Genomic DNA, 12,998 nt, shown 5'->3' on the forward strand with positions numbered 1-12,998 from the left:
TCTTACACGCACAGTTGGGGCGGCTCCCGGTCGGGGGCCGCCCCAGCTCGCGTATGCGGAGGCGGTCGGACGGAAGGGATCAGGCGGTGAGCGCCGGGTAGTCCGTGTAGCCCTTGGCGTCGCCGCCGAAGAACGTGGCCGGGTCCGGGGTGTTGTACGGACCCTGCGTCTTCAGGCGGGCCGGCAGGTCGGGGTTGGCGAGGAAGAGCGCGCCGAACGTGATGATGTCGGCGATGCCGTCCTCGATCACCGAGAGGTCGCCGTGCCCGGTGGGCCCGTCGCTGAGGACGTTGATGACGAACGTGCCCGAGAACTGCTTGCGCAGCGCCAGGGTCAGCTCGCGGATGTCGGAGCTCTCGAGGACGTGCAGGTAGGAGATGCCGAGCGGCTCGATCTCCTTGACCAGCGCGGTGTACGTCGGCGCCGGGTCGCTCTCCTCGATGGAGTTGTACGGGTTCCCGGGCGAGATCCGCAGCCCGGTCCGCTCGGCACCGATCTCGGCGACGACGGCCTTGACGACCTCGGCGGCGAAACGGATGCGGTTCTCCACGCTGCCGCCCCACTCGTCGTCGCGCAGGTTGGTGTTGGGCGCGAGGAACTGGTGGATGAGGTAGCCGTTGGCGCCGTGCAGCTCGACGCCGTCGAAGCCGGCCTCGATCGCGTTGCGGGCGGCGGTGGCGTAGTCGGCGATGGTGGCGCGGACCTCGTCGCCGGTCAGCGCCCGCGGCGTGGTGAAGTCCTTCATGCCCTCATGCGTGAACCCCTGGCCCGCCGGGGCGACCGGGGACGGGGCGACCGGGGTCTCCCCCTCGGGCAGCAGCACGGGGTGGCTGATCCGGCCCGCGTGCATGATCTGCGCGTAGATCTTGCCGCCCTTGGCGTGCACGGCGTCGGTGACCTTGCGCCAGGAGGCGATCTGCTCGTCGCTGTGCAGGCCCGGGGTCCATGCGTAGCCCTGCCCGACGGCGGACGGCTGGATGCCCTCGGTGATGATCAGGCCGGCCGAGGCGCGCTGCGCGTAGTACTCGGCGGTCAGGTCGGTGGCGGTGCCGCCCTCGCCGGCCCGGCTGCGGGTCATCGGGGCCATGGCGATGCGGTTGGCGAGCTGGACGCCGGAGAGGTCGATCGGGTCGAAGGCGGTGGTCATGGCTACTCCATCCAAGGGCGGGCAACGTAACGCCGACCAATATGTGGTCGGCCAAGTAATCGAGCCGTGTGCCACTGTAACCCATTCATTGGCCGACCAAGGTAATCTCTACGTGAAGACCGAAACCCCGTGGAGAGACCGGACTCCACGGCGAGGCCGGAACCGATCAGGAGTCGCCATGACGGACGAGCCAGCCTGTAGTGAGCACCTGCCCGAGGCCGCCCGCTGCGGTCCCGTCAGTCATGCGCTCTCCCGCGTGGCGCGGCTGCACCGGATCACCGCGGGCAAGCTGCTGCGCGGGCTCGGCCTCTATCCGGGCCAGGAGTTCCTGATGATGCACCTGTGGGACAGGGGGCCCCTGCGCCAGTCGGAGCTCATCAAGGCGGTCGACCTGGACCCCTCCACGGTGACGAAGATGCTCCAGCGGCTCGAACAGGCCGGTCATGTACGCCGCTCCCCCGACCCGCGCGACCGGCGGGCCGTGCTCGTGGAGACGACGGACGCCAGCTGCGGCCTGCTCGGCGACGTGCAGCACAAGTGGGGCGACCTGGAGGACCACACGCTGCGCGGCCTCGACAAGGAGGAGCGGACCGAACTCCTGCGGCTGCTCGCCAAGGTCGAGGCGAATTTGTGCACGGACGCGGCGAGCTGCCCGGGGGCGGAGCCTGCCGACGGGTGATCCGGGGACCGCGGGCGGGCCTGCTCCGGATGGGTGGCGGAGGCCGGAGCGGCCCGACGGGCAGGGTCGGCCCGGAGGGTTCAGCCCGACAGCGCCTCGAGGAGCCGGTCGACGTCGGACTCCGTGTTGTACAGGTGGAAGGCCGCCCGCAGGTTGCCCGCGCGGTGGGAGACCTCGATCCCGGCCCGGCTCAGCTCCGGCTGCCGTACGCCGAGGCCCGGGACGGAGACCATGGGCGAGCCCGGCGCGGGCACGGGCTCGTGGCCGAGTGTGGTGAGGCCCGCGCGGAAGCGCTCCGCCAGGGCGAGGTCATGGGCGCGGATCGCGTCGACGCCGAGTTCCTCGATGAGCGCCAGGGAGTGCCGCGCGCCCGCGTACGAGAAGAGGCTGGGGCTCTCGTCGAACCGCCGTGCGGAGTGGGCGAGTTCCTCGACGGGTCCGTAGCAGCTGTCCCACGGGTGCTCGCCCGCGACCCAGCCCGCGAAGACCGCGCTGAGGGATCCCATGTCCTGCGGGACGACGAGGAAGCTCACGCCGCGCGGGCACAGGAGCCACTTGAAGGCGACGGTGGACGTGTAGTCCTGCGCGTCCGCGTCGACGGGCAGCCAGCCCGCGGCCTGGGAGCAGTCGACGTAGGTGCGGGCGCCGTGGGCGCGAGCCGCCTCGCGGATCGCGGGCAGGTCGGCGACGCGTCCGTCGGCGGACTGGGCCGCGCTGACGGCGACCAGCGCGGTGCCGGACCGGACGGCGTCGGCGATCCCCTCCAGGGGCGCGGTGCGGACCTTGAGATCGCCGCGTACGTAGAACGGGTTCACGGTGGAGCTGAAGTCGTCCTGCGCGGTGAGGACCTCGGCGCCCGCCGGGAGCGAGGCGGCGATGACCCCGGTGTAGACGGCCACCGAGGCGCCGGCCGCCACCCGGTCGGCCGGAACCCCGGCAAGCCGGGCGAAGGCGGCGCGGGCGGCCTCGACGTCCGCGAACATGTCGGCGGGACGGCCGGCCGCGACAGAGGCGACCGCGTCCGTCATGGCCGCCACCGTGCGGGACGGGAGCAGCCCCGTGCTCGCGGTGTTCAGATAGCTGGTGACGGGTGCGAACTCGGCGCGCACGAGCGCGTGATCGAGAGTCTCCATGAGTCCACTGTGCCGCCTGGCCAACTATCGGTCCATTGCGCGTTGTTGAGCAGTACCCCTAAGCGCCTCTTATAAATGCTGCTCCCGGGGCTGCGTGCCGCTCCCGCGGCCCGTGTCAGTTCTGCGGGACCGCGCATCCGTCCGGGCCGCAGGCCTCGGCGTCGCCGCTGTCGATGACCTGGAGCGGCGAGCGGCTGCCCCACGCCTGCTCCAGGGCCTGGGCGAAGACCTCGGCGGGCTGGGCGCCGGAGACGCCGTACTTGCGGTCGAGGACGAAGAAGGGCACGCCGTTCGCGCCGAGCTCGGCGGCCTCGCGCTCGTCGGCGCGCACGTCGTCCGCGTAGCGGGCGGGGTCGGCGAGGACGGCGCGGGCCTCGTCGGCGTCGAGTCCGGCCTCGGCGGCAAGGCCGACCAGGTACTCGTCGGCGTCGGCGAAGACGGACCGCTCGTCGGCGAAGTTCGCTCGGTACAGGAGGCCGATCAGCTCGTCCTGACGGCCCTGCTCCTTCGCGAAGTGGAGGAGGCGGTGCATGTCGAAGGTGTTGCCGTGGTCGCGGCCCTCGGTGAGGTAGGTGAGGCCTTCGGAGGCGGCGTTCTCGCCGAGGTTGCGCTCGGCGGCCTGCGCCTGGTCCTCGGTCATGCCGTACTTCTGCGCGAGCATCGGGATGACGAGTCCGCTGTCGCCCTTGGCGCGCGTCGGGTCGAGCTCGAAGGAGCGGTGGACCACCTCGACGCCGTCACGGTGCGGGAAGGCGGCCAGGGCCTTCTCGAAGCGGGCCTTGCCGACGTAGCACCAGGGGCAGGCTATGTCGGACCAGATCTCGACGCGCATGGGGGTCACTCCAGATTCGTACGGCGCAGGGTCTGCCCTGCGACCCCCTTCAACGCCCGGCTCCGGCGGCTCATTCCCCGGGCCGGGCGTCAGGTGCCCCTGGGTTCCCGAGGGGTCAGGAACCGTCCTTCAGGCCCTGTGGCCAGCTCGGGCGGAACTCGATGGCCTCGTACGTGACGACGCAGCCGTCACCGACCGGGGCCTGCGCCATGAAGCCGACCAGGGCCGCGCCCGCTGACTCCTCGTCGCCCAGCGAGAAGATCCGGACGAAGGTCCACTTCTCGCCGTCCGGCGAGGCGTGGAAGGCGAACGCCGAACCGGTGCGGCTGATGCGCAGCCACACCGTGCTGCCGCCCACGACGAACGCGTTCGCGTCGTCGGAGCGGCCGCGCGTGACGACGGTGCAGACGGTCGGCTCGTCGGGCGAGCGCTCCAGGCAGAGCTTGGCCCACTCGCGCTCGCCGACGTGCAGATAGAGCACCCCCGCGTCGAAGGCGGCGGTGAAGCCGACCGTGACCCGGGCGAGCAGCTGGAAGTCGCCCTTCGGCGCCCCGAGCAGGCGGGGCGCGTCGGACGCCGGGTCCAGGGCCGTGCCGGTGGGCGGCACGAAGCGGTCCTGGCGGGGTCCGGCCCAGCCGGTGAGGACCCCGTCCTCGTACGACCAGTGCCCGTCGGGGCCGTAGGTGCGCAGCGGGAACGGGAGTTCGGGGAGTTCGATGTCCATCGGGTCAGTTTTCCAGGTGCGGGTCGGGCTGCCCGGTGAGGGTCGGGCGGTTCAGAGTTCCTGGCGGCCTTCGTAGCGGCGCGGCAGGCCCAGCGGGTTGTCGTCGCGCAGCTCCGGCGGCAGGAGCGCCTCGGGGGTGTTCTGGTACGCGACCGGGCGCAGCCAGCGCTCGACGGCGGTGCCGCCCACGGACGTCGAGGTGGACGTCGTGGCCGGGTACGGGCCGCCGTGGTGCTGGGCGGGGGCGACGGCGACGCCGGTGGGCCAGCCGTTGACCAGGACGCGGCCCGCGAGCGGGGTGAGCTCGGCGAGGATCTCGGCGCCGCGCCCCTGGCCCGCGGCCTCGCCCTCGGACAGGTGGACGGTGGCCGAGAGGTTGCCGGGCAGCCGCGAGAGCACGGAGGTGACCTCGGCGTCGTCCTCGTAGCGGGCGACGACCGTCACCGGGCCGAAGCACTCCTCCAGGAGGAGGTCGTGGTCGCCGCCCTCGGTGGCCAGGCGCTGGGCCGGGACCGTGAGGAAGCCGGGGCTGACGGTGTGCTCGCTGCCCGCGCCCGGGGTCACGGGGGCGTCCACGTCGGGCAGCTCCGCGCGCTCGGCGACGCCCGCGACGAAGTTGTCGCGCATGCGGTGGTCGAGGAGCACTCCCGCGTCGGTGTCGCTGACGGCGTCGGTGAGGGACTTGAGGAGGCGGTCGCCGTCGGCGCCGCTGGGCGCGAAGACAAGGCCGGGCTTCACGCAGAACTGGCCGACGCCGAGCGTCATGGAGCCCGCGAGCCCGGCGCCGATCTGCTCGGCGCGCTCGGCCGCGGCCTGGGCCGTGATGACCACGGGGTTGAGGGAGCCGAGTTCGCCGTGGAAGGGGATCGGCACGGGGCGGGCGGCCGCCGCGTCGAACAGGGCGCGCCCGCCCCGTACGGAACCGGTGAATCCGGCGGCCGAGACCAGCGGGTGCTTCACGAGCTCGACGCCCGCCTCGAAGCCGTGGACCAGGCCGAGTACGCCCTCCGGAATACCGTGCTGGGCGGCGGCCCTGCGCAGCACCGAGGCGACCAGTTCGGAGGTGGCCGGGTGGTCGGGGTGGGCCTTGACGACGACCGGGCAGCCCGCGGCGAGCGCGCTCGCGGTGTCGCCGCCGGGCACGGAGAAGGCGAACGGGAAGTTCGACGCCGAGTAGACGGCGACGACGCCCAGCGGCACCTTGTAGCGGCGGAGGTCCGGGATCGGCGGGGTCGCCGAGTCGTCGGGGTGGTCGATGACGATGCCCAGGAAGGCGCCCTCGTCGACGATGTCCGCGAAGGCCCGCAACTGGTAGCAGGTGCGGGCGAGTTCACCGGTGAGGCGGACGGGACCGAGCGCGGTCTCCGCGTCCGCGGCCTCCACCAGATGGTCCTTGGAGGCGTCGAGGAGCTCGGCGGCGCTGCGCAGGAACGCGGCGCGCACGGTGCGGTCCGCGAGGGCGCCCGTGGCGGCGTGCGCGGCACGGACCGCCTGGTCCACCTCCTCGGCCGTGGCTTCCACCGCAACCTGCTCCCGCTGCTTCCCGGTTCGGGGGTCGACACTCCAGACTGGTGCTGCTGCCACCGCGGGTTCCTCCAGATTTGTGCCGCTCACCTGACGACGAACAGCAGCTGTTCGATATGCTGAACACTGTCCCTGATGATGAATACGCTACGGACTCAGGACACTAATTCTGGTCGAACGAAGGGGTCAAGGGAATGTCGGCAGGTGAGACGGGCGGCGGGGCCCAGGTCAAGTCCGCGGTACGGACCGTGGAATTGCTCGAATACTTCGCGGGCCGGCCCGGAATGCACTCCCTGGCGGCCGTCCAGGAAGCGGTCGGTTACCCCAAGTCCAGCCTGTACATGCTCCTTCGCACGCTCGTCGAACTGGGCTGGGTGGAGACGGACGCGACAGGCACGCGGTACGGCATCGGCGTACGCGCCCTGCTCGTCGGCACGTCGTACATCGACGGCGACGAGGTGGTGGCCGCGGCCCGCCCCACCCTCGACCGGCTCTCCGACGACACCACGGAGACGATCCACCTGGCGCGCCTCGACGGCACGAACGTCGTCTATCTCGCCACGCGCCAGTCGCAGCACTACCTGCGGCCCTTCACCCGCGTCGGCCGCCGGCTGCCCGCGCACTCCACGTCCCTCGGCAAGGCACTGCTCGCGACCCACACCGACGAGCAGGTCCGCAAGATGCTCCCCGAGACGCTCCCGGCGCTCACCGAGCACACCATCACCGACCGCGAGAAGCTCATCGAGGAGCTGCACACGGTGCGCGAGCAGGGCATCGCGGTGGACCGCGAGGAGAACACGCTGGGGCTTCGCTGCTTCGGCGTCGCGATCCCGTACCGCACACCGGCGCGCGACGCGATCAGCTGCTCGGTGCCGGTGGCGCGCCTGACCCCCGCGCACGAGCAGATGGTGAAGGACGCGCTGTTCGACGCCCGCGACCGGCTGACGCTGGCGACGCGCCGGCTCTGACGCGCGGGCTCCACGAGGGGCGGCCCGTCTCCCCCGCGCGGCGGAGGCGGATCGCCTGCCGGCCCGTGACACGGATCTCATGATGAGGATTCACTGAGAAACCGGGCCGGAACGGAACGATTCGCTCTCCGTCGCTCGTCTTCTGTGCGGGATGAACAAGACGATCAGACGCGCCTCGGTCTTCTGTCTGCTCCTCGTGCTCGCTCTGCTGGTGAGGGCGACGTGGGTGCAGTTCTACGACGGCCGGGCCCTCGCGGACAACAAGGACAACCGGCGGAACGTGATGGAGCAGTACGCGTATCCCCTGGGCGACATCGTCGTGGGCGGCGAGGCGGTCACCGGTTCGAAGAGAACGGGCGACGGCAGCGACCTCGCGTACAAGCGCACGTACAAGGACGGCGATCTCTATGCGGGTGTGACGGGCTTCAGTTCGCAGGTGTACGGCCAGACGCAGCTCGAGGGCATCTACCAGGACATCCTCGACGGCACGGACACCCGGCTCAAGAACCCCGTCGACGCGGTCACCGGCAAGCACACCGAGCCGGGTGACGTGGTCACGACCATCGACCCGTCCGTGCAGAAGGCCGCGTACCGCGCGCTCGGCGACAAGAAGGGCGCGGCCGTCGCGATCGACCCGAAGACCGGGAAGGTGCTCGGCCTCGTCTCGACGCCGTCGTTCGACCCGTCGAAGATCAGCGGCTCGGACTCGTCCACGGACGGCAAGGCGTGGACGGCGCTGTCGAAGGACAAGGACCAGCCGACGCTGAACCGCGCGATCAAGCAGGCGCTGCCGCCCGGGTCCACGTTCAAGCTGGTCGTGGCGGCGGCCGCGCTGGAGGACGGGCTCTACTCGTCGGTGGACGCGAAGACCGACAGCCCGAACCCGTTCCGGCTGCCGGGCACGACCACCGACCTGAAGAACGAGAGCGCGTCCGCGCCCTGCGAGGACGCCTCGATCCGTACGGCGCTGCGCTACTCCTGCAACAACGTCTTCGGGAAGATCGCCGTCGACCTGGGCCAGGACAAGGTCAGGGCGATGGCCGAGAAGTTCGGCTTCAACGACGCCGAGCAGGACATGCCGGTCAGGGCCTCGCAGAGCGTGTACCCGAAGGACATGGACAAGGCGCAGACCGGTCTGTCGGGCATCGGCCAGTTCGATGTGACGGCGACGCCGCTGCAGATGGCGATGGTCTCGGCCACGATCGCCAACGGCGGCCAGCAGGCCTCGCCTCACATGGTCTCGCAGGTCACGGACGCCGACGGCAACGCGATCAAGAGCTTCGCCGACGGCGACAACACGCGCGTGGTCAGCGGCTCCACGGCCTCGCAGCTCCGGTCGGCGATGGAGACGGTCGTGGAGCAGGGCACCGGTACGAACGCGCAGATCGCGGGCGCGACGGTGGGCGGCAAGACGGGTACGGCCCAGCACGGCGAGAACAACAGCAAGACGCCGTACGCCTGGTTCACGTCGTACGCGAAGGACGACTCCACCGGCAAGGAGGTCGCTGTGGCGGTCGTCGTGGAGCAGTCGGACGCGGCCCGCTCGGAGGTGAGCGGCAACGGTCTCGCGGCGCCGATCGCGAAGGCGATGATGTCGGCGGCGCTGAAGGGGTAGCCGGGATCACGACACCGGGGCACCCGAGGCAGGCGGGTGCGCGGCGGGGCCGTTACGCGGGCGCCGGCCCCGTGCCCGTACCACCACGGTCGCCACGACCGGCACCAGTGCCCCGATCACCAGCCCCACCGCGAAACCGAACCCGTAGCCGAGGCCCGTGGTCGCGGCCTGGGCCACCGCCGCCGCGGCGGCGAGGACCAGGAAGATGCCGAGCAGCACGGTGCTGCGGCGGCTCACGGGACGCAGGAGCGTGGCGCGCGGCGGGACCGGCGGCGGCTCGGGGAGCCCGTGAGCCGAGCCGCCCGCGCCCGCCGCCTTCGGCCGCTTGAACCAGGCGTGCACGACCCAGTCGCCGCACGGCTCCCAGCCGTCACGCGCGAGCCGCTCGTCGAGGCCCTCGCGCTCCCCGGTGACCAGCTCACGCCGGTACTCCCAGCGCCGGGGCCGCTCGGGGTCGCGGTGGCTGACGAAGCGGCCGAGCGGGTCGACCCGCTCGACCTCCCAGCCCTCGTCGCCGAAGCGGTTGAGGAGATCCTCGTCGGCGTAGGTGTCGGCGAGCCAGCGCCAGGTCTCCAGGTGCTCGTCGGCGGGGGCGTCGGACCCGGACGGAGCGAGGCGCCGGGCGAACGCGTCGACCGGGCCGAACGCGTCCTGCGGATCCGCTCCCCCGGACCGCGCGAGATGCGCCGCGAGATCGGCGACGACATCCGCGACATGGTCCGGCACAAGCCCGTACTGCTCGCGCAGCAGTTCGGCGAGACGGTCCAGATACGCGGTCACCGCACCACGGTAGATCACCCTCTACTTGACGCCGAGCAGTTGCTCCACGGGGTCGATCGCGAAGTACACGAGGAAGAGGGCGCCGGCGCCCCAGAGCAGCCAGTGCACCTCGCGCGCCTTGCCGAGGACGGTCTTGATGACGACGTACGCGAGGAATCCGGCGCCGATGCCGTTGGTGATCGAGTACGTGAACGGCATCACGGCGATGGTCAGGAAGGCCGGCACCGCGATGTCGTACCGGTCCCAGTCGATGTGCTTGACCTGCGTCATCATCAGGAAGCCGACCGCGACGAGGGCCGGGGCCGCGGCCTGGAGCGGCACGATGGTCAGGAGCGGGGACAGGAAGAGGGAGAGCGCGAAGAGGCCGCCCGTGACGAGGTTGGCGAATCCGGTACGGGCGCCCTCGCCGACCCCGGCGGCGGACTCGATGTAGGTGGTCGAGGAGGAGGCGGAGGCCGCGCCGCCCACGGCAGCGGCGGCACCGTCGATGAACAACACCCGCCCAAGATTGGGTACTTGGCCCTTCTCGTCCAGCAGCCCGGCTTCAGCCGTGATCCCGACGACCGTACCCATCGTGTCGAAGAAGTCCGACAGGATGAGGGTGAAGACGAGCAGGATCACGGTGAGGGCGCCGGTCTGGCCGAACGCGCCGAAGACGCTGAAGTCGCCGAGCAGCCCGAAGTCGGGCGCGGCGAAGACGTCGTCCGGGATCTCGGGCGTGGTCAGGCCCCAACTCTTCACATCGGCGACGGAGTTGATGATGACGGCCACGACCGTCATCACGACGATGCTGATGAGGATGGCGCCCTTCACCTTGCGCGCGAGCAGCCCGACGGTCAGCAGCACGCCGAGACAGAACACGAGGACGGGCCAGCCGGAGAGAGTGCCCGTGCCGCCGAGCTGCACCGGCACGGTGGAGTTGGCGATGTCGGGGATCCGGGTCACGAACCCGGCGTCGACGAAGCCGATGAACGCGATGAACAGTCCGATGCCGACGCTGATGGCCTGTTTCAGCGGCTGGGGTATCGCGCGCATGACGGCCTCGCGCAGCCCGGTGACGACGAGGACGCAGATCAGCAGCCCCTCCAGGACGATGAGCCCCATCGCGTCGGGCCAGCTCATGAGCGGGGCTATCTGGAAGGCGACGACGGCGTTGAGGCCGAGGCCCGCCGCGAGGGCGAGCGGCAGATTGCCGCCGACACCCATGATGACGGTCATCACGGCGGCCACGAGGGCCGTGGCGGTGACGAGTTCGGCCCCGTCGAGCTGATGCCCGAACTTGTCCTTCGCGCTGCCCAGGATGATCGGGTTCAGGACGAGGATGTAGGCCATGGTGAAGAACGTGGCGAATCCGCCGCGCACTTCGCGCACGTACGTGGATTCACGTGCGGTGATACGGAAATAACGGTCCAACGGGGCGAGCATGACGGGCTCCTCGGGTCAGCCGTGGCGAGTGGTGGCTGGATTGTTCCCCCGAGGAGCCCGTTTCAGGTTTTCGCCGTGTTACAGAATGCGGGCGCGGAAGGCCGTGATCACTCGACGAAGTACGTCGGGTTCGGGAACTTGTACGTCCGGTCGGCGTGCCCGCCCTCGAGGTCCGAGTACTGGTCGCCGAAGTTGGCGACGACGTCGTAGCCGAGAGACTCGATGTGCTTGCGGGTGCCCGACTTGTACTGCACGGTGGTGCAGTTCCAGGCACTGGCGGTGGCGCAACTACTCAAGTACGCGGGCGGGTTGGCCTTGTCCTTGAGAAACATGTGGGCGGCGTCGAGGTTGACGTCGATGCCGACCTTCTTGAGGTTCTCCACGGCGGCGCCGCGCTGCGCCTCGCCCAGCCCGGAGTTGTAGAAGACCTCGACACCCTTCCCCTGCGCGTACGCGATGAGATCGGGCGTCCCGAACACGGCGGGCCGGTTCGCCTTGGCGACGTACTCCTTCCACGTGGCGTCGTTGTAGACGTAGTTGGTCTTCTTCTCGTAGTCGAGACTGAGAAGAAGGGTGTCGTCGATGTCGAAGACGACGGCGGGCTTGTCGCCCTTGTGGTGGCGCCCGGCGGCAGCCTGGGCGATCTGCTTCTTCGCACCCGCCTCGATGCGACCGAGGTCCTGGGCGTACTGGCTGGACGGGGACGCCTGGTAGACACCGTTCGCGTCGAGGGAGGTGCCGTAGTAGGAGTCGATCTCCTTGACGAGCTGCCCGATGTTGTGGGGCTCGGCGGTGGTGTGCGCCGACTCTCCGCCGGCGTTCGCGACACCGGTCCCGTAGAGGGCGGCGCCGGCGAGGGCACAGGATGCGGCGGCAACGGCCGCGATACGTAGGGGCTTCTGCATGACACGCTTTCTACGCGCGTCACACCGGCGGGCGCGAGGTCCTTTGCCCGATCGATATCTGATCCACAGCCGAACCCGCGGCCACGAGGCCCGGACACTTCTCACTGACCCACAGATGATCAGCCCATGACCTCCCCTTGACCCGCCTCGCCCAGGGTCATGGATCGCACACGCGAGAGTCGGGAAGGCAGTTGCACCCAGGGAGGGGCGGGCCGACCGACTCGTGTCCTTCAGCCGGGAACAGATCGAGCCGACCGGGCGGGACCGAAAACGTGAAGATTACTACCGGCCCCGGTTCTTACCGCTGGTCCCATCAAGGGAAAAGACAATGACTGCAGCCCTCACCTTCGCCTCCGGGACCCACGCACCCTCGGTCGTGCTTCTGGCCGTCTTCGCCCTCGGAGGGCTCGTCGCCCTCTGGTGCGGCGCGAGTTGGGCGTTCGACGTGCGCGGGATCACCACCCGGCGGTCCGAGCGGATTCGGCGGAAGAATGCTGATACCTGGGCGGCCATGGGGCTGCTCGACGCGGCGCCCAGCGTTTTCGGCACGCCCGGGTACCTGCGGTTCCTGGGCGTGCTCATGGCGTTCGCCGGGCTCGTCCTGCTGATCGCCTCGTACGCCCTCTGGCACCTCAACTGACGTCAGGCAGCCGGCTTCCAGCCGGGGTCGCGGCCGCTCAGGCCGATGGCCCGGTCGAGCAGGGGCGCGGAGTCCTCCACCTGGACCACCGGGCCGAAGATGTCGGGGCGGGGGCCCTCGGCGGACTGGAGCAGGAAGGTGTGGGCGGCGTGCAGGGCGGCCTCGTCAGGGACGTAGTCCTGACCCGTCGCCTTCGCCAAGTCCCAGCTGTGTACGACGAGTTCGTCCAGAGCGACGAACGCCGCCACCCCTCCGGGCAGGTCGACCCCGCCCGCCCGGGTCATCCCCTGCCAGGCCGCCGGGTCGCGCCAGGCCTCCGTGAGGTCGTCGAGCGCCTTGGCCAGCGCGTCGCGCCAGCCGTCCGTGATGTCGGGCAGGGACGCCGTCGGGCTCGTGTCCGTCGTCGGGCCCAGGTTCTTGCGGGCGGCGTCGCCGAAGGCGACCGTCAGTCCGAGGATGTGCCCGAGCAGGTTGCGCACCGCGTACTCCGGGCACGGGGTCGTCAGGTTCAGCTGGTCCTCGCCCACCTTGTCCGCGAGGCGCGCCGCGATCCGCGTCTGCGGGCCGAAGTCCACCATCTGCTGCGCCGTCCGGTCGGTCGCGTCGGGCATGTCGGGCTCCTTGCT

13 protein-coding genes are annotated in these 12,998 nt (G+C 70.6%); 4 read left to right on the top strand and 9 right to left on the bottom strand.

Translation table 11 applies throughout. The annotated features are described in order from the left end of the window. Window positions 1-79: 79 nt before the first annotated feature. Window positions 80-1,147, bottom strand: a complete 1,068-nt coding sequence (locus ACWIGU_RS19795) for an alkene reductase (protein ID WP_454402568.1) — start codon at window positions 1,145-1,147, stop codon at window positions 80-82. Window positions 1,148-1,325: 178 nt separating this feature from the next. Between ACWIGU_RS19795 and ACWIGU_RS19800 the strand changes: the two genes are divergently transcribed. Beyond that, complete coding sequence (locus ACWIGU_RS19800; RefSeq protein ID WP_454402570.1) at window positions 1,326-1,826, top strand: MarR family winged helix-turn-helix transcriptional regulator; 501 nt, start codon at window positions 1,326-1,328, stop codon at window positions 1,824-1,826. Window positions 1,827-1,906: 80 nt separating this feature from the next. Here the strand turns inward: ACWIGU_RS19800 and ACWIGU_RS19805 are convergent, their stop codons facing one another. The 4 genes from ACWIGU_RS19805 to ACWIGU_RS19820 all read right to left on the bottom strand — a co-directional run bounded on the left by ACWIGU_RS19805 (window position 1,907) and on the right by ACWIGU_RS19820 (window position 6,099). Continuing rightward, on the bottom strand, window positions 1,907-2,959 hold the full coding sequence (locus ACWIGU_RS19805; protein ID WP_454402572.1) for an aminotransferase class V-fold PLP-dependent enzyme: 1,053 nt from the start codon (window positions 2,957-2,959) through the stop codon (window positions 1,907-1,909). A 115-nt stretch (window positions 2,960-3,074) separates the two neighbouring features. Beyond that, window positions 3,075-3,791, bottom strand: coding sequence for a DsbA family oxidoreductase (locus tag ACWIGU_RS19810; RefSeq protein ID WP_454402574.1), 717 nt, complete (start codon window positions 3,789-3,791; stop codon window positions 3,075-3,077). A 115-nt stretch (window positions 3,792-3,906) separates the two neighbouring features. Next, window positions 3,907-4,515, bottom strand: coding sequence for a DUF1349 domain-containing protein (locus ACWIGU_RS19815; RefSeq protein WP_454402576.1), 609 nt, complete (start codon window positions 4,513-4,515; stop codon window positions 3,907-3,909). A gap of 51 nt (window positions 4,516-4,566) precedes the next feature. Continuing rightward, window positions 4,567-6,099: an aldehyde dehydrogenase (NADP(+)) gene (locus tag ACWIGU_RS19820; protein WP_454402578.1), complete on the bottom strand. Its 1,533-nt coding sequence runs from the start codon at window positions 6,097-6,099 to the stop codon at window positions 4,567-4,569. Between the two features lie 134 nt (window positions 6,100-6,233). Between ACWIGU_RS19820 and ACWIGU_RS19825 the strand changes: the two genes are divergently transcribed. Together ACWIGU_RS19825 and ACWIGU_RS19830 are read left to right on the top strand one after the other, a co-directional pair. After that, window positions 6,234-7,007 carry an IclR family transcriptional regulator gene (locus ACWIGU_RS19825; protein WP_100592459.1) on the top strand — a complete coding sequence of 258 codons (774 nt, stop codon included), beginning with the start codon at window positions 6,234-6,236 and terminating at the stop codon, window positions 7,005-7,007. A 151-nt stretch (window positions 7,008-7,158) separates the two neighbouring features. Continuing rightward, complete coding sequence (locus tag ACWIGU_RS19830; protein ID WP_454402580.1) at window positions 7,159-8,622, top strand: peptidoglycan D,D-transpeptidase FtsI family protein; 1,464 nt, start codon at window positions 7,159-7,161, stop codon at window positions 8,620-8,622. 6 nt (window positions 8,623-8,628) lie between these two features. On the opposite strand, the gene ACWIGU_RS19835 is transcribed toward ACWIGU_RS19830, so the two are convergent. The 3 genes from ACWIGU_RS19835 to ACWIGU_RS19845 all read right to left on the bottom strand — a co-directional run bounded on the left by ACWIGU_RS19835 (window position 8,629) and on the right by ACWIGU_RS19845 (window position 11,732). Continuing rightward, complete coding sequence (locus ACWIGU_RS19835; protein ID WP_454402582.1) at window positions 8,629-9,402, bottom strand: hypothetical protein; 774 nt, start codon at window positions 9,400-9,402, stop codon at window positions 8,629-8,631. Between the two features lie 21 nt (window positions 9,403-9,423). Next, a complete protein-coding gene (locus tag ACWIGU_RS19840; RefSeq protein WP_454402584.1) occupies window positions 9,424-10,827 on the bottom strand; it encodes an NCS2 family permease in 1,404 nt (467 codons plus the stop codon). A gap of 107 nt (window positions 10,828-10,934) precedes the next feature. Next, window positions 10,935-11,732, bottom strand: a complete 798-nt coding sequence (locus ACWIGU_RS19845; RefSeq protein WP_454402586.1) for an HAD family acid phosphatase — start codon at window positions 11,730-11,732, stop codon at window positions 10,935-10,937. Window positions 11,733-12,060: 328 nt separating this feature from the next. Between ACWIGU_RS19845 and ACWIGU_RS19850 the strand changes: the two genes are divergently transcribed. After that, window positions 12,061-12,372, top strand: coding sequence for a hypothetical protein (locus tag ACWIGU_RS19850; RefSeq protein WP_454402588.1), 312 nt, complete (start codon window positions 12,061-12,063; stop codon window positions 12,370-12,372). Window positions 12,373-12,374: 2 nt separating this feature from the next. Here the strand turns inward: ACWIGU_RS19850 and ACWIGU_RS19855 are convergent, their stop codons facing one another. Then, the gene (locus tag ACWIGU_RS19855; RefSeq protein ID WP_454402590.1) at window positions 12,375-12,983 is read right to left on the bottom strand and encodes a TIGR03086 family metal-binding protein; all 609 of its coding nucleotides are present in this window, start codon (window positions 12,981-12,983) and stop codon (window positions 12,375-12,377) included. Window positions 12,984-12,998: the final 15 nt, after the last annotated feature.

It is taken from the genome of Streptomyces sp. NPDC055400, from assembly GCF_053644375.1.